General features: G+C 37.9%; 16 protein-coding genes. 6 read left to right on the forward strand and 10 right to left on the reverse strand.

The genetic code is table 11. The features are described from left to right. Window positions 1-94: 94 nt before the first annotated feature. Both I2F17_RS02500 and I2F17_RS02505 read right to left on the reverse strand, forming a co-directional pair. Complete coding sequence (locus I2F17_RS02500; protein ID WP_196422001.1) at window positions 95-2,560, reverse strand: ABC transporter permease; 2,466 nt, start codon at window positions 2,558-2,560, stop codon at window positions 95-97. Beyond that, window positions 2,557-3,258 carry an ABC transporter ATP-binding protein gene (locus I2F17_RS02505; RefSeq protein WP_196422000.1) on the reverse strand — a complete coding sequence of 234 codons (702 nt, stop codon included), beginning with the start codon at window positions 3,256-3,258 and terminating at the stop codon, window positions 2,557-2,559. Before I2F17_RS02505 ends, I2F17_RS02500 begins: the two co-directional genes overlap by 4 nt. A gap of 86 nt (window positions 3,259-3,344) precedes the next feature. On the opposite strand from I2F17_RS02505, the gene I2F17_RS02510 reads away from it, so the two are divergent. Then, the gene (locus I2F17_RS02510) at window positions 3,345-3,932 is read left to right on the forward strand and encodes an arylesterase (protein ID WP_196422018.1); all 588 of its coding nucleotides are present in this window, start codon (window positions 3,345-3,347) and stop codon (window positions 3,930-3,932) included. A 45-nt stretch (window positions 3,933-3,977) separates the two neighbouring features. Here the strand turns inward: I2F17_RS02510 and I2F17_RS02515 are convergent, their stop codons facing one another. Further along, window positions 3,978-4,592, reverse strand: a complete 615-nt coding sequence (locus tag I2F17_RS02515; protein ID WP_196421999.1) for a carbonic anhydrase — start codon at window positions 4,590-4,592, stop codon at window positions 3,978-3,980. Between the two features lie 208 nt (window positions 4,593-4,800). Between I2F17_RS02515 and I2F17_RS02520 the strand changes: the two genes are divergently transcribed. Beyond that, window positions 4,801-5,802: a hypothetical protein gene (locus I2F17_RS02520; RefSeq protein ID WP_211139014.1), complete on the forward strand. Its 1,002-nt coding sequence runs from the start codon at window positions 4,801-4,803 to the stop codon at window positions 5,800-5,802. Between the two features lie 39 nt (window positions 5,803-5,841). Here I2F17_RS02520 and nfuA read toward each other — a convergent pair whose 3' ends face one another. Next, window positions 5,842-6,486 (reverse strand): Fe-S biogenesis protein NfuA, encoded by a 645-nt coding sequence (gene nfuA, locus I2F17_RS02525; protein ID WP_196421997.1) that lies wholly within the window; start codon window positions 6,484-6,486, stop codon window positions 5,842-5,844. 149 nt (window positions 6,487-6,635) lie between these two features. Between nfuA and I2F17_RS02530 the strand changes: the two genes are divergently transcribed. Further along, the gene (locus I2F17_RS02530) at window positions 6,636-7,256 is read left to right on the forward strand and encodes a rhomboid family intramembrane serine protease (protein WP_211139015.1); all 621 of its coding nucleotides are present in this window, start codon (window positions 6,636-6,638) and stop codon (window positions 7,254-7,256) included. A gap of 58 nt (window positions 7,257-7,314) precedes the next feature. Here I2F17_RS02530 and purL read toward each other — a convergent pair whose 3' ends face one another. The 3 genes from purL to efp all read right to left on the reverse strand — a co-directional run bounded on the left by purL (window position 7,315) and on the right by efp (window position 12,765). Continuing rightward, window positions 7,315-11,148, reverse strand: coding sequence for a phosphoribosylformylglycinamidine synthase (purL, locus tag I2F17_RS02535; protein ID WP_211139016.1), 3,834 nt, complete (start codon window positions 11,146-11,148; stop codon window positions 7,315-7,317). Between the two features lie 193 nt (window positions 11,149-11,341). Beyond that, window positions 11,342-12,049, reverse strand: a complete 708-nt coding sequence (locus I2F17_RS02540) for a VIT1/CCC1 transporter family protein (protein WP_196421994.1) — start codon at window positions 12,047-12,049, stop codon at window positions 11,342-11,344. 146 nt (window positions 12,050-12,195) lie between these two features. After that, window positions 12,196-12,765: an elongation factor P gene (efp, locus tag I2F17_RS02545; protein WP_196421993.1), complete on the reverse strand. Its 570-nt coding sequence runs from the start codon at window positions 12,763-12,765 to the stop codon at window positions 12,196-12,198. Window positions 12,766-12,835: 70 nt separating this feature from the next. Here efp and epmB point away from each other — a divergent pair, with 70 nt between their 5' ends. The 3 genes from epmB to I2F17_RS02560 are packed head-to-tail and all read left to right on the forward strand — an operon-like array spanning window position 12,836 to window position 17,722. Then, window positions 12,836-13,858, forward strand: coding sequence for an EF-P beta-lysylation protein EpmB (gene epmB, locus I2F17_RS02550; RefSeq protein WP_211139017.1), 1,023 nt, complete (start codon window positions 12,836-12,838; stop codon window positions 13,856-13,858). A gap of 5 nt (window positions 13,859-13,863) precedes the next feature. Beyond that, window positions 13,864-15,606, forward strand: a complete 1,743-nt coding sequence (locus I2F17_RS02555) for a hypothetical protein (RefSeq protein ID WP_211139018.1) — start codon at window positions 13,864-13,866, stop codon at window positions 15,604-15,606. A 10-nt stretch (window positions 15,607-15,616) separates the two neighbouring features. After that, window positions 15,617-17,722, forward strand: coding sequence for an EAL domain-containing protein (locus tag I2F17_RS02560; protein WP_211139019.1), 2,106 nt, complete (start codon window positions 15,617-15,619; stop codon window positions 17,720-17,722). Window positions 17,723-17,770: 48 nt separating this feature from the next. On the opposite strand, the gene rpmE is transcribed toward I2F17_RS02560, so the two are convergent. From rpmE to I2F17_RS02575, 3 genes are all read right to left on the reverse strand, one after another. Then, on the reverse strand, window positions 17,771-17,995 hold the full coding sequence (gene rpmE / locus I2F17_RS02565) for a 50S ribosomal protein L31 (RefSeq protein ID WP_196422017.1): 225 nt from the start codon (window positions 17,993-17,995) through the stop codon (window positions 17,771-17,773). Between the two features lie 210 nt (window positions 17,996-18,205). Next, window positions 18,206-18,610 (reverse strand): lactoylglutathione lyase, encoded by a 405-nt coding sequence (gloA, locus tag I2F17_RS02570; protein ID WP_211139020.1) that lies wholly within the window; start codon window positions 18,608-18,610, stop codon window positions 18,206-18,208. Between the two features lie 16 nt (window positions 18,611-18,626). Continuing rightward, window positions 18,627-20,750: an AmpG family muropeptide MFS transporter gene (locus tag I2F17_RS02575; RefSeq protein ID WP_211139021.1), complete on the reverse strand. Its 2,124-nt coding sequence runs from the start codon at window positions 20,748-20,750 to the stop codon at window positions 18,627-18,629. Window positions 20,751-20,916: the final 166 nt, after the last annotated feature.

Consider the following 20,916-nt stretch of genomic DNA (forward strand, 5'->3'; position numbering starts at 1 on the left):
GACTTCGTTTATTTAGCACCCCATGTCATTCAACATACACCATACAACCCAAAGCATGGTGACAGGATAAACCACCATGCTTTGTTCGTGTCCATCAATCGATTTGCCTTAAGCTTTGTAAAGGTGCAATATTCGATAGATAATTTAATCGATAGCGCCCAATGACTGCACATAATACGGTCATAATCACAGGTAAAATCAACCAAAGTTCAAGGTGTAGTTGAGGACTCAGTCCAATTTGGCGACTTGCAATAAAACCAATCAACTCAGCAAACAAGCAAGCTGTCAGCCCTGAAGTGAACCCAATACATGCAAATTCGATGGTCATCATACGCCGAATATTGGCTTTGGTACTCCCAAAGGCGCGCCACAAAGCCACTTCTTTTTTACGCTCATCAATTAAAATATTAATGCATGCCATCAGCACTAAAAATCCAGATAAAGCAACAAGTAGTGCTAATACTGTCATGATTTTTACCATCACACTCATGAGTTGTTTGACTTGATCTAAAATCAAACTAATATCAATAAATACTGTGGTGTTATAATGCTGAATCAATGGTAATAGCTGTGACTTCTCTACTGTAGGAACAAAAAAACTGCCTAAATAGCTGCCCGCATTACGATCAAATGTGTTTGGCGAAAAAATAAAATAGAAGTTTGGGTTAAAACTTTGCCACTGTACCGAGCGTACATTAATGACTTTGGCGTTGATCTGCCCTTCAGGTAAACTAAAAGTTAATTGGTCACCTATCTGAATATTGAGTTTTTTTGCCACTTCTTGTTCTACAGAAACCTCTTGCACCCCTTTAAAGGCCAAATCGCCTTGCAGAATTTTATTGTCTGAAGGATATTGCTGTGCCTGTGTTAAATTTAGCTCTCGTTGTAAACTTTCATTGCTACGTGTTTCTTGTTCAGAAAAACCTTGTCCATTTTTAGCAATCAATCGACCACGAATATTTGGATACAGTGTTGTATGTGACCAACCTTTTTTTTGCAAATCCTGTAAAAAATCAGGCTCATCTGTTGGGGGTAAGCCATATACAAATTGGTTTGGTGTATTGTTTGGCAATTCTGCTTGCCAGCGAGATAAAACGTCAGTACGCAATACAATTAATACAGCAATCAAACTTAAACCTAAAGACAATGCAGTCACCTGCAATGCACTGTACTGCGCTGTTCTTACATAAGTCGACCACGTATTTTTTAATTGTTTAATACCTTTAAATAACAACCATAATAATCCATACATGACGACAGCAAGTCCCCCCATACCTAAGAGCACCTGCACCGTTAAACCTACGCTTTGGGTTAAAATCACCCCTAAAATGGCAAGACTTAAAAAACCTGTGCATACAGTGATCATTGAGTATATATTCAACTGTGAAATAGCACGTAAAACTTTAATTGGAGGCGTTGTTAAAAGCTGATATATCTTAGGAAAAACAAAACCTAAAAGAACCAGACCACTGGTTAAAAATGCAATAGGGATCGCTTCTAACAATACACTGCCCCATGCAATATCGATATTTACTTGGGGAATAAATTGCAACATTAATTGCAACAACCCATAACCTAAACCAATTCCTAATGCACTACCTACCCAAGCAGAACAAAACATCACTAATGCCATCAGACTAAAAAAAGCAATCAGTAAGTCTTTTTTACTCGCACCCAAACAGCGCATTAAAGCAATATAATCTTGGTTTTGTTGTACATAACGTTGTGTACTTAATGCAATGGCTAAACCACAAAGTAATACAGTTAAAAGGTTACTGAGTTGTAAAAATTTCTCTAAATTTTCAATGGGTTTAAGAAGTCGTGTATTGCTATTTTTAGCATCTTTTAATTTGACTACGCCCACTTCATTTGCATGGTCAACCGTCATTTTTTGTTGCTGCGCATCAAACCACTGCTGATAACGTGTTAAAGGTGCATTTTGCGATGATGATAACAGCAATCGATAGTCAATTCGACTGCCTTGCTGAATGGCCTGTGTTGCATTCACATCATCTTGATTCATTAATACTAAAGGTGAAAATGCACTAAAACCTGTTTCTTGATTACTGTCTTTTTCAATGATCGCACTAAAGCGTAATTGTGCATCGGCAATATTCACTGTATCGCCAAGTTTTACCCCAAGCAAATCTTGCGCTCTTGGGCTTAACCATACATCACCTTTAGGTACTGTTTTTTGTGTGTGAGGCTCGACAACCAATGTACCTCTCAGCGGGAAATTTGGCTCTATTGCTTTGACTAATACCATTACAAACTGATGATCTGTACTGGCCATTGTACTAAATACAGTGACTTGAGATTGTGTTAAGCCTTGTGCAGTAGCTTCTTCACGATATTTTTGATCAAGAGGTTGATTACTATTCAGCACTACATCTGCTGCAAGTAAATCTGCTGCTTGCAAATTAATGGCACGTTTCACTTGATCGCTGGCTAAATTTAATGCTGTAGTTGCGCAAATCGCCAAACTTAATGCAACCATCAATAACCAACTACTTTGGCTACGAAAACTTTGTTGTAATAATGGTTTAATCAAATGATTCATGCAAAGACCTCACGTTGAAAAGGTTTCAATTCTCCTTCGTGCAATACATAGTGTTTTTGGCAACGCTTTGCTAATTCTAAATGATGAGTCACTAATACCAATGTCACGCCCAAATCTTTGTTTAAATCAAATAACAGCTTTTCAATGTCTTTTGCGGTATGTTCATCTAAATTCCCTGTAGGTTCATCTGCAAAAATAATTTGAGGTGATGTAACCAAGGCGCGTGCAATTGCTACACGTTGTTGCTCGCCTCCCGAAAGTACTTTTGGTGTTTGGTCTTTTTGCTTTAACAATCCTACCTGATCAAGCAATTGTATGGCCTTCGCTTCTGCTTGAGTATAGTTAAAATGTGCCTTTAAACGTAATGGCAACATTACATTTTCAAGTGCCGTCAAATGAGGTAACAATTGAAATGATTGAAAGACAAAGCCAATAGTTTTTTGACGAAGACCTGCTCGTTGCTCTTCATTTAATGCGTGTGCTGCCTCACCACAAACCCACAATTCACCTTCACTGGCTTGATCAAGGGTTGCCAAAATACCCAACAAAGTGGACTTACCTGAACCCGAACGACCTGTAATCGCAACTTGCTCACCTTGTAAAATATCTACATTGATTGAACGTAACAATGTAACATCTTGATGATCTCGTTTAATTTTATGTGATAGATGCTGTGCTGAAATGATAACTTGTGCCATGATTTACCTATTGACTGACTTTAAAGGATGACCTACGCATGCTGAAGGCAACACGTTATATTAAACAACTTAGCGTCACCAGTTTCATGAGTTTTGTTGTTTTATTGCCATTACAGCAAGTGATGGCTGCAAAAATTTTAGTTGTGGGAGACAGTCTCAGCGCAGGCTATGGGATTGATGTCAACAAAGGTTGGGTTCACCTATTACAGCAAAATCTCGACCAGCAAGCGCCTAAAAAACATCAGGTCATTAATGCAAGCGTCAGTGGTGAAACAACGACAGGGGCACTGGCTAGACTCCCAAAACTGTTACAACAATACAAACCTGACGTGATGCTTCTTGAACTTGGAGGCAATGATGGACTAAGAGGACAACCCCCTCAAACCATTCAACGTAACTTAGAAAAAATGATTCAGCTTGCCCAACAAAGTGGAAGCAAAACTGTGTTATTTGGCATGAAAATACCACCTAATTACGGCAGTGCTTATACAAGAGCATTTGAGCAAAACTACACTATCATGAGTCAAAAGTATAAATTACCCTTGATTCCTTTCTTTTTAGAAGGTGTGGCAGGTCATAATCAACTCATGCAGTCAGACCTGATTCATCCAAATGAAAAAGCACAAAAAATACTACTCAACAATGCACTGCCCTATGTAAAAGGCGCTTTATAAAGCGCCTTTGTTGAACAGATTTAAAAGTACACAACGGTTGTTTGATTAAAAATCAAAAAATTCAACTTGACCTGTTTCAAGTGAATACTCAGCACCTACAACTTTTAATTTTCCTTGTTCAATTAATTGTTCTAACACCGCAGAACCATGACGTAATTGATTCACTGATGCAAATACATTTGAACGAATAGCATGTTCACAGAGTTTATCTAAATCGTCTTTTAGTTCAGTTTGCATCAGAATTTCTACTGAAGGACGTACACGACTCACAATCGACATTAAATTATTTGATGTACCATGATCTGGGTTACGTAAAGTTTCAATCGTTGCTTTCACAGCACCACAGTGGCTATGACCTAACACCACCACTACAGCACAGTCATAGCTTGCAGCAGCAAACTCAACACTGCCTACTTGTGACGGTGCAACAATATTTCCTGCTACACGAATAACAAATAAATCACCTAAGCCCTGATCAAATACAATTTCAGCAGGTACACGAGAATCCGAACAGCCCAATACAATTGCAAATGGGTTTTGATCTGCAGTCAATGAAGAACGCTGTTCTTGTGAAATAAGACTAGGAATCGATGACTCACCATTCACAAAGCGTTGATTTCCTTGTTTTAAACGTTCTAAAGCTTCTTGTGAACTCAACATAACCCTATCCTATAATGTAATTTATACTACGTATTTTATGATTCAAAATCATTCTTGTCATTGACAAAAATGATCTCCACCAAGCAAAGGTCGAACATCTGTAAAAAAAATCGATTTAAGTATATGAGAAATATGACATATAGCACTTAAATCACGTTATAATTTTGTGAAAATTTACGCTAAAATCAAGGCTCAGATGACAGATTCCATGCCAACTCACCCACTCATTGAGCAACTGATTGAACAACATATTATTTTTCTAGAACAGCAATTCCTTGATACAACCTATTTACAGCAAGAGGTTTGTATATTATGCCAATGGTTAGGAACCCAATCCGTTCAAAATCTTGTGTCTTTAGACCAATTACAATCTACTTTACGCCATCTATTTATTGATACTGATATCCCTCAAAACACACTCAAACATTTAGGTATACGTTTAAGTGAGGCCTTAAAACACCCTCTCAATCAGACCACAACAATTGCAGACATTGTTCATCCTTTGCATGTTGATGACTTGGCTCAATATACAGCCAGTAAAAGTACACAACGTCAATATTTAATTGCGCATATCACTAAACATCCTGCATTTGTTAATATCGCTACACAACTCATTCAACAGGTATTACATGATTACTTTCAAAATCATTTAAACAATAACTCTAGCCATGTTAGTCGCTTTATGAAAATAGGTAAATCTGTACTCGAAAATGTTACAGACCTTAATTTATCTCATGCAATACAACAATACTTAGAAAAAAATGTTTCTAAATTAGCCATGTTGGCCGAAAAAACACTAAATCAACAACTCAGCAATGACAACGTCTATGAGCTACATGTACAGATGTGGCATCAGTTAAAAAACACACCTCTGTCACATCTACAGCATTACATTGATGCCAATGATTTACCACATACCATACCGCTTTTACATCAGTTTTTAGATCACTTTAGACACAGTCCTTTTTTTGCGCAACATCTCCAACAAGGACTCACTGCATGGTATCTAGATCATGAAAACAAAAGTGTTTTAGATGTTTTACATGCATTAGGTAAAACACCCGAACAGGTCAGCCAACTGTTAGAACAACATTTAGGACAAATATTGCAACAGTTCATTCATGATGGCTCTTTTAAAATACGTTTAAGGCAACAGTTACACGATTTTTACTACACCCCAAGCACATTAGACCTACTCAAAAAAATATAAAAAAGCGTGCTTTGAAGCACGCTTTAATTTCTATTTGAGTTATTTATAGTAAGCACCTTCGGCTTGGCTATGATCTGTTTCATCAATTACACGTTGCAACTCTGGAATATACTCTTTTAGTGTGGTCTCTACACCTTGTTTAAGTGTTACATCAATTGCTGAACAGCCTTGGCAACCTCCACCAAATTTAAGTACCGCAGTTAATCCATGTTGTTCATCTTCAGTTACAGTCACTAAACTACAGTTTCCGCCATGACTTGCAAGCCCCGGATTAATTTCTGACTGTAAGATGTAAGTAATACGTTCTTCCATAGATGCATCAGCACCTACACGCGGAACTTTAGAGTTTGGTGCTCTAAACGTGAGCTGGCCACCAAAGCGGTCTTTGTTATAGTCAATAACTGCATCTTTTAGATACGGAATAGACGGCGCATCAACATAGGCAGGAAAATCGGCATAATCCTGTTTATAATCTGACGTGAGCACTTCATCTGGTGCACTGTATGCCATACAACACTCAGCACGAGGTGTTCCTGCATGTTCAACAAATACTCTTACACCAATACCGGGTGTATCTTGTTTCGCCAATAATTCCCCTAAATACTCTTGTGCTGATGGCGTAATAAGTAAGTTAGGAATTTCTTGATTTTCTGCATCTGCAGTGCTGACATTTTGTGTAGACATATCCATTTTCCTCAACATCAATACGCTATCTTAACTTAAATCGTGTTGAATAGATAAAATTCAAGCTGTCATTTTTTGTGTTTTATATATTTTTCCATCTTCATGATTTTGTGTCATCATAAACACCTATCAAAATCATGAATTATATTATGCTAAATTTACCTTTTTCTCATAGTATTACCATTATTATTATTACTGTAGTGATTTCATTGATTGCTTTGTCTAATCAAAAAGTCATGAATCGGCTTATTTTTTGGCCGCCAGCCATACAAAAAGGGCAATTTGACCGATTTATCACACACGGTTTTGTACATGCAGATGGTATGCATCTTTTATTTAACATGATTACCTTGTATTTCTTTGGTCGTGTTATTGAAGTTTTCTATCGCCAATACTTATTCAACATGGGTTTTGTATTTTTTTATTTAGGCGCATTAATCATTGCAATTTTACCTAGTTATTTAAAACATAAAAATGATTTTCAATGGGCCTCTCTTGGTGCATCTGGTGCTGTATCTGCGGTTTTATTTTCTTATATTTTGTTTAAACCATGGAGTCTCATACTGGTTTTCATTATTCCTGTGCCTGCCATTATTTTTGCATTATTGTATATTGGCTACAGCATTTGGGCAGGTAAAAGAAATCATAACAATACCAATCACAGTGCTCACTTGTGGGGAGCTGCTTACGGTGTAGTCGTTACCATTTTAGTTGAGCCTAATATTGTTCCACATTTTTTAAATAAATTGACTCAAATTCCTTTTTTATAATTCATGGAATCAAAAATAAAAAAGCACGTTTAAACGTGCTTTTTTATTGCATTTAGGTTTAGTTTACAAATTTGCGAGCATTACGGAACATACGTAGCCATGCACCATCTTGATCCCAAGACTCAGGTGCCCAAGAATGTTGAATAGCACGGAAATTACGCTCTGGATGAGGCATCATAATCGTGGCACGACCATCGTTAGACGTAACCCCTGCAATCGCTTCTGGCGAACCATTTGGGTTCATTGGATAATGTTGTGTCGGCTGTCCATGACTGTCTACATAGCGTAAAATCACTTGATCATTACGGTTGAGTTCGGTCAAATGGTCAGCATTGGTTACAACACGACCTTCCCCATGCGCAACGGCAATCGGTAAAATCGAACCATGCATATCTTGTAACAAGACCGAGTTTGATTTTTCAACGGTCACGTTTACGCTACGCGCTTCAAAGACTTCACTTGTATTGCGGTGGAAACGTGGCCATGCTTCTGCACCCGGAATAAGTGGTGCAAGTTGCGATAACATTTGGCAACCATTACAAATACCCAAGCTAAACGTTTCTTGACGAGTAAAGAAACGTTCAAATTGGTCACGTAATTTTTCGTTAAACAAGACCGACTTTGCCCAGCCACCGCCTGCACCCAACACATCACCATATGAAAAGCCACCACATGCCACTAGACCTTCAAAATCTTCTAGGCTCACGCGACCGGCCAATAAATCACTCATATGCACATCAATACTTTTGAAACCGACTTTATCGAAAGCAGCTGCCATTTCCACATGACCATTTACACCCTGTTCACGCAAAATAGCCATATTTGGACGACGTAGATTTAAATAAGGTGCTTCTACTTCTTCATTTAAATCAAATGTTGGTTTAGCAATTAAACCTTTATGTTTTTCATCGGCAATGAGTGCATACTCTTGATCTGCAGTATCTGAGTTGTCACGTAAGCGTTGAATTTGATGCGATACTTCAGACCATGCCTGCTGTAGTTCGGTACGGCTTAAGGTTAAATCATTGACAGTCAGTTGATCTGTTGAATTCACTGTACCCATCAAAGAGACTGCATCTTTTAATGGGCTATTTGCAATTTCTTCTTGCAATGTTGTCCAATCTGCTTGTGTCAATTGCACTACAGCGCCAACTTCTTCAGCAAATAAACTTTCAATGCTTTGTTGCTCTAGCTGTACACCAAGACGTGATGCAAACATCATTTCACTGACAGTCGCTAATAAACCACCATCACCAATATCATGGTAGGCATGAATCAAGCCACGCTGATTCCAATCTTGGATTAAAGCAAAGAACGCTTTGACATCATCAAAGCTATCTACGTCTGGTGCAGTGGTACCAAGTGCCTTATACACTTGTGCCAAAATAGATGCACCAATACGATGTTGTCCTTTTGACAAATCGATCCGCACTAACACGCTATCTTCAAATGCTTTTAATTCAGGCGTAAGTGTTTTACGTACATCAGATACAGGAGCAAATGCTGTGATCACTAAAGACATTGGTGAAGTGACTGATTTATCTACCCCATCATCTTGCCATGTCGTACGCATAGATAACGAGTCTTTACCTACAGGTATTGCAATGCCCAATGCAGGACAAATTTCCATACCAATGGTTTTCACTGCTTCGAACAATGCTTGATCTTCACCTGCTTGACCTGCTGCCGCCATCCAGTTTGCTGAAAGCTTAACATCACTCAACTTGGCAATATCTGCAGAAGCAATATTGGTCAGTGCTTCAGCCACAGCTAGACGTGCAGATGCTGCAGGGTTAAGCAATGCAACAGGTGGACGTTCACCCAAGGCCATTGCTTCACCCATATAACCTTGTAAACTGGTGGTGGTTACCGCAGCATCTGCCACAGGAACTTGCCAACGACCAACCATTTGATCTCGTGCAACCATACCCGTAATTGAACGGTCACCAATGGTAATTAAGAATGACTTAGATGCTACGGTTGGATTTTTTAAAACACGGAAAATGGCATCTTTTAGATCAATTTTTGTGGTATCAAATGCTGTACCCTGACGTGGCATACTGTCATACGAGCGTTGCATACGTGGCGTGCCACCGAGCAATACTTGCATTGGCATATCTACTGCATTATTTTCAAATAATGGATCTTCTACCGTTAAGTGACGTGCTTCAGTCGCCTCGCCCAATACCGCAAACGGGCAGCGTTCACGCTCACAGATTGCTTCAAATTGAGCCAAACTTTCTGGACGAATGGCCAACACATAACGCTCTTGTGCTTCATTTGACCAAATTTCCATTGGAGACATACCCGTCTCTAGCGATGGAATTTTACGTAAGTTGAGTACTGCACCTAGCTCATGATCATTGACCAATTCAGGCATGGCATTAGACACACCACCTGCACCGACATCATGTACCGATACAATTGGATTTTCATTTTCTAAACGCCAGCATGTATCAATCACCTCTTGGCAACGGCGTTCCATTTCTGGATTTTCTCGTTGTACTGATGCAAAGTCTAAACTTTCACCCATTGTACCGCTGTCTACCGATGAAGCCGCACCACCGCCCAAGCCAATTAGCATGGCAGGGCCACCGAGTACAATCAGTAAATCACCAGGTTGAATTGGATCTTTTTCAACATGATCAGGACGAATATTACCGTAACCACCTGCAAGCATAATTGGCTTATGAAAGCCTTTGACTTCGCCATGTACTTCTTGTTCAAAGGTACGGAAATAACCGTTTAAGTTCGGACGACCGAATTCGTTATTAAATGCCGCTCCACCAAGTGGGCCTTCAATCATAATTTGTAGTGGTGATGCCATACGTGATGGCTTACCATATTTAACTTCCCATGGTTGCTCAAAACCAGGAATATTCAAGTTAGATACGGTAAAACCTGTTAAGCCCGCTTTTGGTTTTCCACCACGGCCTGTTGCACCTTCATCACGAATTTCACCACCTGAACCTGTAGCTGCACCTGCAAATGGCGAGATTGCAGTTGGATGGTTGTGTGTTTCCACTTTCATTAAAATATGAGCAGCTTGATTTTTATATTTATATGCATAATGACCATTTTCATCTTGCTTTGGATAAAAACGTACGGTGTCATGTCCAACCATGACCGATGCATTGTCTTTATATGCAGATAACACATTGTCTGGTGATTCTTTATAGGTATTTTTAATCATTTTAAACAATGATAGTGGCTGTTCTTCACCATCAATCGTCCACTGTGCATTAAAAATTTTATGACGGCAATGCTCAGAGTTTGCTTGTGCAAACATCATCAGTTCAATGTCATTTGGATTACGTTGTAATTGGGTAAATGCTTCAACTAAGTAATCAATTTCTTCATCTGATAAGGCAAACCCAAAATTTTGATTTGCTTCAACCAAGGCCACTTTACCTTGGTTTAAAATATCAATCGTATTTAACGGTTTTGGTGGTGTGTCTGTAAATAAAGCTTTTGCATCATCAATATGATCAAAAACATGTTCAGTCATACGATCATGAAGCGCCAATTTAATGTCTTGGCTGATCGATGACACACCTTTGAGTGTATACAAAATTCCACGTTCTATTCGATGGATAGGTGTATTACAGTTTTTAAAAATATCAGTCGCTTTTGAAGACCATGGAGAAATGGTGCCTACTCGAGGGGTTACAAGAATTTGAATTTCATCGTGTGTAGGTTCTGACAGCTTAAAACTCATACCATCATTGAGTAAGCGTTGTGCTGCATTTGTTTCTTGCTCGTTGAGCGATTGATCGAACAGATAAACCCATTGGCTTTCTATAGATTGAACGGCACTAAAAGACGATAGTCGTGATAATAGTTGCGTTTTTTTGAAAGTAGAATGTGCTTGTGCACCGGCCACGATAAACATGTTGATTTTGGCTCCACGGGTAAGTCTTCGCACCTTACCGCAATGTGACTTAGAGAGAGGCTGTTATGATACTGCTTATTCTATATTTCGGCTAGATTAAAGCTTACGAATCACTCATTAAAATCAAAAATTATTCATTTTAAATATGAGTGATCGGTAAATTTAAAGTGAGTACATGCGCAATGTGTTTCTTTTATGCTCCAGTTGAGACATTAAATAAACTACCAATCCAAAATGTGAATAACATGGCCACCACACCCCATAACATCACTCGAACAACCCCTCTCATAATAGGGCTTCCACCTGCATAACTTGCGATCGCGCCAAGTAGACCCAAAGACAAGACACCGACAACCATAATGCCATACTCTAAAATATGTCTTGGCAACAACAAAATAGCCAAAAGTGGGAAAAGACCACCCAAAATAAAAGAAACTGCAGAAGCCATTGCAGCAAGTAAAGGTTGTGCGGCTGTTTCTTCATTAATACCTATTTCATCTCTTGCATGAGCAGCAAGTGCATTATGCGCGGTCAACTGCTCTGCCACTTGAAAAGCCAGCTCTTTGTCTAAGCCTCGATGAATATAAATCTTTGTGAGTTCTAATAACTCTAAATCTGGACTCAGATGTAAGCTTTCAGCTTCCATACGCAAGTCAGCATCTTCAATATCCTGCTGTGATTTGACTGAAATATATTCTCCTGCCGCCATAGATACAGCACCTGCAATCACACCTGCCACACATGTGATGAGCAGCGTATTGGCTGTTGCACCACTTGCAGCCATTCCTACCACTAAACTAGTTACTGAAATAATGCCATCATTTGCACCTAAAACCGCAGCTCTAAGCCAACCTGAACGTTCAGTATAATGGTTCTCTTCATGGTGTGAGTGACGAGACATAGTCTACCCTTATGTTTATATCAACAACATCGATCTATTTTTTATGTAACATGCCAATTTATTGTATTTAATAGCTATGTATAGATAAAGGGCCTTAAATGTAATAAGACCCTTTAGCTAGATTAAACACAACACAAATATTTGCGTTATGCACGCTCTAAGTAGTCACCCGTACGTGTATCTACACGAATACTTTCTTCTTGCTGAACAAACAAAGGAACACGAACCACTGCACCTGTTTCAAGTGTTGCAGGCTTACCACCTGTGCCTGCGGTATCACCTTTCACACCCGGATCTGTTTCAGTAATTTTTAAAATCACAAAGTTTGGTGCGCTTACATTTAATGGCACACCATTAAATAACATGATTGAACATTTTTCGTTAGAATCATCTTTCAACCATTTTGCTGCATCACCCATTGCAGTTTTATCTGCAGCGATTTGTTCAAATGATGCAGGGTCCATAAAGTGCCACATTTCACCATCGTTATATAAGTAATCCATTTCTACTTCAACGATGTCTGCACCCTCTAAAGATTCATTAGATTTAAATGTTTTCTCTAGAATTTTACCTGTGCGCAGGTTACGTAGTTTTACCCGACTAAAGGCTTGGCCTTTACCAGGTTTTACGTATTCGTTTTCTGTAATAGTACAAGGATTACCATCAAGCATGACTTTGAGGCCTTGCTTAAACTCATTTGTAGAATAATTGGCCATGACTGGCACGCTCCGAACTTACTAATTTAAATCGATTAATGCTAGACTAGCATTATTTTTAACAGATGGCATGATAAACTATTTGTACCGTGAGCAAAACTGGAAAAGTCAACTGAATGACTTAATTACCGATCCTCATGAGCTCTTACGCATACTTTCACTCTCACCCGACGAATTATTGTCAGGCGCACTCCTTGCATCTGAACAGTTTAAACTTCGTGTTCCTCGCTCATTTGTAGATAAAATAAGCAAATCAAACCCATTAGACCCACTGCTTTTACAGGTTTTGCCTCATCATTTAGAACTAGATGAGCACGATGGCTTTATCACAGATCCATTAGGAGAAGAGGCAGCCACTCAATTACCAGGTGTCTTGCACAAATATCAATCTCGCTTTTTACTTACACTAACGGGAGCATGCGCCATACACTGTCGTTACTGTTTCCGCAGACATTTTCCCTACCAAGAAAACCTGCCAAAACATAAAGATTGGCTCGACATTAAAGCGTATATTGAAAGTCAACCTCAGATTAATGAAGTTATTTTAAGTGGTGGCGACCCACTGACCTTATCTAATCAAAAATTACATACTTGGCTTGAACGTATTGCATCCTTACCGCAAATTCAATTTCTCCGTATACACTCTCGTGTGCCGATTGTTATTCCAGAGCGTTTAGATCAAGAGTTACTACAAACACTCACAATGAGTCGTTTGAACATTATTTTGGTCATTCATGCCAATCATACTCATGAAATTGATGAAAAAACTCAGTATTATTTAAAACAGTTACACCAGCACAACATTACACTTCTGAATCAATCAGTGTTACTCAAAGGAGTCAATGATTCAGCAAAACTATTGCAAGAATTAAGTTATAAACTGTTTGAGTCTGGTGTCATGCCTTACTATCTACACGTATTAGATAAAGTGAAAGGGGCTCATCATTTTGATTTAAGCCAAGATCGTGCTACAAGTATATATAACGAGCTACTTGCCCTTTTACCTGGCTACCTTGTGCCTAAATTAGTACGAGAAATTGCAGGTGAGAAAAATAAAACACCGATCGTGACTCAGTTTAATCCTATTGAGTAGTGTCAATGACTACAGAGCAATGTATTCCTACAGATATTTTCATTCAAGATGTTCAATACACTCGAACCCATTTAAGTTTTTGTAGCCCTAACGTAGAAAGCCTCAAAATATGGTTAGATACCACACATCAAAATGCCATGGGCGACCGTTCGAAGGCATTGCTCCAAGCACTCATTGAACTATCGGAATTAGATATTGCATCTTGCTTAAGATTCACCCTCGTGCAAACCATACATCACTCGATTGATCAAGTGATTGAAGACCTAAAAGTCCTGATTAAAGAGCAATCAACCTCTAACGCGCTTCACAAAGAAAATATTTTAGATTTAATTGAGTCTTTTCGCTGTTATATGGCACAACTATATTTAGATATTTTTATTAAATTACGTGAAGACATGATCATCACGTCATTTTCATTCAGACATTATCTTACCCATAAAAAGCAAAATACATGTTCGTGGTATGCCTGTTATTTGGCATTAGAACAATTTAGTTTGCTCACTTGTCATCAACACATGGTCTATAAAGAAGCTTTAGATGGTCAGTGGCAACGCACACATTATTTATATTGGTGTGCCCGTCAGCATCAATACCAAAATATTGAAATCTATGATTCAAAAGATTGTATATGTAGTCAAAATGATATTCATAGTATTTCTATTTTATACAAACAAATTTTACTGCTTCATTTATTAAACACCCGACAAGTCAGACCCAGTGAAACTTATGCATTATACCAATGCAGTGCAGAATGGGCTCATTTACTTCGAGTTACGCCTAAAAAAAATCCGTTATCTCGTTACACTATTCAGCCTCAAACAGATCGCCCACCTACTGCTTTGCTTGAAGAACAAGAAAACACGTTAAGCAAAAATTATTTCTATATTAATGTCAATCATTTATTCAAACGAATTCAGTTGGCCAACTCACCTACACAGTCTAAATTATCCATTAAAGAACAATTATACCTAAGCAGCTCACTCATTTTTCACATAACCAACACACTCAACCAATCTCCCGAGCGTCGCTATACACGGTATAACTTCAATTCAAGCATTCAGATTTGCTTTGGCTTAAAATCAGTACATCACCTATTAGCACAAGCAATACGAAAGCATCAAAACCAACGAATAAAACAATCAAAACGCTCAAATACACCACAAGAAATACATCACATTATTCCTAAGCATACTGTCTCAAATGCCAATTTAGACTTTGATGAAAATATATATACCTGTCGTATTTTAGATGTGAGTGTCAATGGTTATCGTATGCTATGGAAAGGCCACACACCTAAACATTTACGAGCAGGTGAGTTTTTAGCTGTACAAGAAAACAGTCAAAGCCCTTGGCGTTGTGGGCTGATTCGTTGGATCAAACAACGTTCAGATAAAAATCTAGAGTTTGGGGTGGAAATTATTTCTCAGAACATTACACTGTGCTATATACAAAAATCTAATAATATGTTAGAAAATAACACGTACAGCCCTGCACTATTGTTGAAAAAAGACATTTTAGACCAAGCACACTTCTTTTTAGCCATACCCACCTCAGACAGCTTAAATGATCAAAAACATGTACAGCTCTATCTTATGAACCAAATCATTTCTGTTTACTTAAATGATACAGAGTTAGAAAACCCAAGTTTTATTTTGTGTAACTTCGAGGTATTAACACTTGAAGATACAGATAAATTTAATTACCTTACTTTCGAGTACGATAGATTACTAAAAAGTGTAGATTTATGAGACGCGCAACATGATGGATTTTGCTAAAGCCAAAAACATACGAATGATTATCATTGATGATAATCAAATTCAGTACAATCGCCTCATGGATATCTTTCAAGCGCAAGGCTATACCGTCAGTGCAGTATTGCTAGATGACTTGTTAAGCCTACAAAAACACATGAAAACAACGTGGGATATTATTTTTTATCGTAAAGCTTACGATTTCGACCAAAACAAAATTTTTGATCTCATCAAAAACTCTAAACAGTCCTATCTACCCTGCATACGCTTAGAGTGTGAAAACACCGCTCAAAACCACTATGAATTAAAGAGTGATTTCTTTGATCAAGTCAATATTAATCACCCTAAACACCTATGTTTTACGTTCAACAAAGCCATCGTGATAAGCTACTTATGGCAAGAGAAAAAACGTTTAGACAAAGATGTCGAAAACATTCAAAATCAAATTAAATCAACTTCTGAACACACCAAAGATGCATCAATGGTTGTGCAAGAAGGCATCGTTATGGAAAATAATCAGCATGTTCATGAAATGTTTCATATTGACGATGCTTTTGGTATGCCCTTACTTGATGTGTTACAACCCAAAAATCCAGATTACTTAAAACAACAACTCAAATTGATCGATATTAACTCGGCACAGACGTATCATCTTGACATTGAGTCTACACATACGCACCTTAAAAATAAAAAACTACATCTAAAAATATTTTCTAATCAAGAAGAAGAAAGTTTACATATTTCAATTGGACAACCACAACAGCAAGATTTAGCAACAACTACAGTGGTTTCTTACCATGAACAAATTAATCAAATTATTAAACACCAAAATAAAGATTTCACTCAAAGAGTGCTTTTGAGTTTTTCTATTAAGCAATCACATACAAAAATAAAATTACTCTCTAGCGAATCTGGTGTTCAGCAATACATCGACAATGTCACTCAAGAAATTACAAAATATTTTTCAATGACTCCGATTAAAGCAGGACCATTTCAATGGATTGGCATCATCGGCATGCCAGAAGAACTCACGTCATCTCAAATAGAAAGTCGATTAATCGAGCTTTTAAAACAGTTTTCGACACCCGTTCAATTAGGGTACTGTGCTTTTCGTGGTAACTTAACTTCTGAAGCACAATTTTATTGGCTTTTTGCACACAGTAAGCAAAAAACTATCTTCAATGAGGTTCAAGAATCAGATACGACTCATGCTCAAATTACAAATACAGTTATCGATACACCAGCACTGAGTGTAGAAAAAACACCTGAACCGACTCAAGTACAAAACACAACCACGAGTGCACCGCCACAACCCAATGTTGCTATGCCTACTCCAGATTTAAGCTCAGAATTGCTCACCAATGGGTCTATTTCATCATCACCGTTGAGCGATGATGTCTCTAGTACAGTCAACCAATATCAAAGTAGCGTCAAATACCAACAAATATATGATAAGCACGATAGTAATCCACATATGTTTGAAGTCACAACTGTGTTCACAGATTCAAATGGTATAAGTTATAATTTAAATTATGCAGATGAATTACCATTGATGGAAAACAGCGCATCTATACAGATGGATCAAGAAACCATCAAAACAGCCTGTCAAACACTCTATCAGTTTTGTCAAACTACACCCGATGCAAACGTCATTATTAATTTACATCACAGTAGTTTGGATAGTCCGTTAACCACCTATTTAGCAACATTACTACAACAGCTGCCGGGTTTAAATGCAGAAAAAATCACTTTACAGTTTAATGCTTTAGATATTATACAGCTCAACTTGCAAATACACCCAACTTGGGCTGCACTTAGACAAATGAATATTGGAGTGGGCTTAAGTCACTTCAATTTTAACAGTAAAGAAATTTCCTTATTAGGGCAAATTCAACCTAAAATTTGTTTTATGGCATTAAATTTAGAGCAAATTTTATCAAATGGTACACAACATCAGTATATTCAAGAACAGTTTAATTACTTTAAAAATACAGATTTTGTGATTCCTCAACTCAACGATATGAATGAGTTTGCCAATGCATGGAATGTTGATTGTCGCTATTTACAAGGCCAGTATTTTCAAGAGAAACTCAGCCAAATGGTCAACATTTAATAGGGAAAAAAAATGGGCACTAAAGGCCCATTTTTTTCAATCTGTATATTAACGCTTAATTGTGCGAGACATACCAGAGAAGCGTTGTTTGAACTTGTCAATACGACCGCCTGTGTCAACACTTTTTTGCTTACCAGTGTAAAACGGGTGGCAAGCTGAGCAAATATCTAAATAAAGAGAATCTTTGTTGCTTGCAGATTTAGTTTCGATGACGTTACCGCAAGAACATGTTGCAACAAGTGCAGTATATTTTGGATGAATATCTTTACGCATATTCAATACTCCTAAAGAAGAAAGGCTTAAGCTGTTTTCGCAATTAACCACTCTTTTTATTATTTCAATAAAAAGGAAAGCCATGTGGCAGGCTAACACGACAACAGACCATTCTTTTGGCTCACCGAAACTCTTAAAGCTAGGGCAAAGCACAACAAGTGGCAAAATTATATAATATTCTGCAAACTATGGCTAATGTTATTTTACTGCTTAATCTTGACTACGTGCATGTTGATCTTGTTGGATCAATTCAATGAGGTAACCATCTGGATCTTTCACAAAAGCAATCACTGTTTTACCGCCTTTCATTGGGCCTGCAGGTCGAACAACTTCTCCACCACGACGTTTAATATCTTCACATGCTTCATAGGCATCATCGACTCCAAGAGCAATATGTCCATATGCTGTACCCAAATCATATTGGCTCGTATCCCAATTATAGGTCAGCTCTAACACTGTATGATCAGACTCATCACCATAGCCAACGAAAGCCAAGGTAAAACGCCCTTCTTCAAAATCATGACGTCGTAATACAGTCATACCAAGAACTTGGGTATAAAAAGCAAGTGACTGCTCTAAGTTGCCTACACGCAACATGGTATGTAACATTCGCATAAATCATATCCTTGTATTAATGTTGAGTCGTTTGATGGTCTTTAAGTAGTCGAGCAACCCACCACACCAAAATTAAAATGGGTATACCCATTAATGTTGTTATCAGAAAAAATTGAGGGTAGCCCACATGGCTCACAATAGTGCCTGAGTAACCGCCCAATATTTTAGGTGTGAGAGTCATTAACGAACTAAAGATGGCATACTGTACAGCCGTAAAAGATACACTGGTCAGACTAGAAAGAAATGCAATAAATGCTGCACCTGCAAGTCCTGACGCTAGATTATCAACGATAATTGCAAAATACAACCACGTTGAACTATAGCTTTTGATGACTTTACCTTGTAAAACCACATGATCTTGTGACATATCAATTGGCGGTAACGGTTGTAAATCTATGGTCAAAGGTGAAGTTTGATCAATCCACTGATATGATGCTTGCGTATGAGCCAAAATGGTTTTTCTTTCATCATAACCAATGGCTATTACTTGACGAGTAGAACTGTTTTTAAGATCGTCTATAGGAATAACTGTAGAGAACACTCCCTCTTTATTTAACTTCGCTATATAGTTTTTTGTATCTAAGCGTAATTCAATATTTTGTATTTTTTGATCAGAAATTTGGCCTTTCACCACAATTTCTTGCCCTTGAGATGGTAAAACCACACCATGACCACCCATTGGAAAAAGACTGATTGTATTACCCTGACCTTGAATTAAATAAGGTAGTTGTGCCACGATTTTACTTGATGCATCGTTTTTGTATTGCGTTGTAAACAATAAATTTTGTGATGAATGAAGTTGTGAGATCGGCACCGTCATTTTCCAATATCCAACATCATCAGGCTGTGCTGTTAGCGTTTGATTTTGAATATTCAATTGTACTGTATCTAACGTTTGACCTGATTTAACCAATCCAATAAACATCAAATTGGTCGAACTTGCTAACACTGCACCAACAAACATCAATTTCATTACATTAAAGCGTTGAGCCAGTAGTCCACCCAAAAAACCACCCGCCAATGAAAATATCACACCATAAATTTTAACTGCTTTTGCAATCTCTTCTTTTGTGAAGTTAAGATCTTGATAAAATACATTTGATATCACCCCTGCGATGATGTCAGAAATCCGATAAAACCCGATCAATAACAATAAAAATAAGGCCAGTCTGACACCATAACGAACAAAGAAATCTTGGATTGGGCTCACCCAAATATCAAGTGCCATTTGTTTTTTAACAAGTCCGAATTTAACCAAACTTGTACCAACAAATAAAGCCATAGCCACGGCCAATAAGAAACGAATGCTTTCCAATACAAATAATAAAATATTATCTTGTACTTGCCATGTTTGCTCTAAAGCATTAAGTATAGGACTAAAACCAATGTAACCAAGTACAAAAGTTGTCACAGCTAGGAAAAACACCACCACCAAGCGTAAATAATCACGACCATGATAGTCTCTTGCAATCCGTTTTACCTGTGGCTCATGAATCATCAAGGTTGTAATAACGCCCACCAACATAACCGCTGACATTGCCATGTATGTCATATGCCATGCACTGTAAATATAATTACCCTTAGACGTACCGAGCCAACCTGCTAAAAATAATGCACCTGCACCTGCAACAATCATTCCTAAACGATATCCTGCGTTATAGGTTGATGCCAATACCGTTTGTATTTGTGGATCACCTAATTCTATACGGTACGCATCTATAACAATATCTTGTGTTGCTGCTGAAAACCCCAATAAAACCGCACCGATGGCCATTTGAATGAGATCATGTTGCCCTTGTGCTGGGTCTGCATTGGCCATGATTAAAATAGATGCGATAATAGATAGTTGTGCTAAAAGCAACCATGCTCGTCTACGCCCCAACTTGGCACTTAACCATGGAATGGGAATTTCATCAACCAAAGGTGCCCAAACAAATTTAAATGAATACCCCAATGCAGCCCAACTGAAAAAAGTCACAGCAGATTTATTAATACCCGCTTCGCCTAGCCATAGCGATAAGCTAGAAAAAATCAGTAAAATGGGAATCCCTGCAGAAAAACCTAAAAACAACATAATCAATGCACGGCGGTCTAAGAAACTACGAAACGCATTGGCCCAACTTTGGTTTTGCATATTCATCTTAATTGCTATTCTAATTTAACGCGAAAACACTATTCAAACGCTTTAAGTCTTATCTTTCAATACACACTAAGTAAATTATTATTTTTAATGCGAATCTGATACTCTAAACAGGCTTTAGATGAAAAAAATATACCTTTTTACATCTAAACCCCGTATTGTATTT

It is taken from the genome of Acinetobacter baretiae (assembly GCF_015627105.1).
Taxonomy (GTDB): domain Bacteria; phylum Pseudomonadota; class Gammaproteobacteria; order Pseudomonadales; family Moraxellaceae; genus Acinetobacter; species Acinetobacter baretiae.

What these genes read in the sequence shown, in the direction of transcription:
- I2F17_RS02520 (WP_211139014.1), top strand. Translation starts at nt 4,801, where the DNA reads ATGCCAACTCACCCACTCATTGAGCAACTGATTGAACAACATATTATT.
- epmB (WP_211139017.1), top strand. Translation starts at nt 12,836, where the DNA reads ATGATAAACTATTTGTACCGTGAGCAAAACTGGAAAAGTCAACTGAAT.
- I2F17_RS02560 (WP_211139019.1), top strand. Translation starts at nt 15,617, where the DNA reads ATGATGGATTTTGCTAAAGCCAAAAACATACGAATGATTATCATTGAT.
- purL (WP_211139016.1), bottom strand. Translation starts at nt 11,148, where the DNA reads ATGTTTATCGTGGCCGGTGCACAAGCACATTCTACTTTCAAAAAAACG.
- I2F17_RS02510 (WP_196422018.1), top strand. Translation starts at nt 3,345, where the DNA reads ATGAGTTTTGTTGTTTTATTGCCATTACAGCAAGTGATGGCTGCAAAA.
- efp (WP_196421993.1), bottom strand. Translation starts at nt 12,765, where the DNA reads ATGGCCAATTATTCTACAAATGAGTTTAAGCAAGGCCTCAAAGTCATG.
- rpmE (WP_196422017.1), bottom strand. Translation starts at nt 17,995, where the DNA reads ATGCGTAAAGATATTCATCCAAAATATACTGCACTTGTTGCAACATGT.
- gloA (WP_211139020.1), bottom strand. Translation starts at nt 18,610, where the DNA reads ATGCGAATGTTACATACCATGTTGCGTGTAGGCAACTTAGAGCAGTCA.
- I2F17_RS02575 (WP_211139021.1), bottom strand. Translation starts at nt 20,750, where the DNA reads ATGAATATGCAAAACCAAAGTTGGGCCAATGCGTTTCGTAGTTTCTTA.
- I2F17_RS02540 (WP_196421994.1), bottom strand. Translation starts at nt 12,049, where the DNA reads ATGTCTCGTCACTCACACCATGAAGAGAACCATTATACTGAACGTTCA.
- I2F17_RS02515 (WP_196421999.1), bottom strand. Translation starts at nt 4,592, where the DNA reads ATGTTGAGTTCACAAGAAGCTTTAGAACGTTTAAAACAAGGAAATCAA.
- I2F17_RS02530 (WP_211139015.1), top strand. Translation starts at nt 6,636, where the DNA reads ATGCTAAATTTACCTTTTTCTCATAGTATTACCATTATTATTATTACT.
- I2F17_RS02500 (WP_196422001.1), bottom strand. Translation starts at nt 2,560, where the DNA reads ATGAATCATTTGATTAAACCATTATTACAACAAAGTTTTCGTAGCCAA.
- I2F17_RS02505 (WP_196422000.1), bottom strand. Translation starts at nt 3,258, where the DNA reads ATGGCACAAGTTATCATTTCAGCACAGCATCTATCACATAAAATTAAA.
- I2F17_RS02555 (WP_211139018.1), top strand. Translation starts at nt 13,864, where the DNA reads ATGACTACAGAGCAATGTATTCCTACAGATATTTTCATTCAAGATGTT.
- nfuA (WP_196421997.1), bottom strand. Translation starts at nt 6,486, where the DNA reads ATGTCTACACAAAATGTCAGCACTGCAGATGCAGAAAATCAAGAAATT.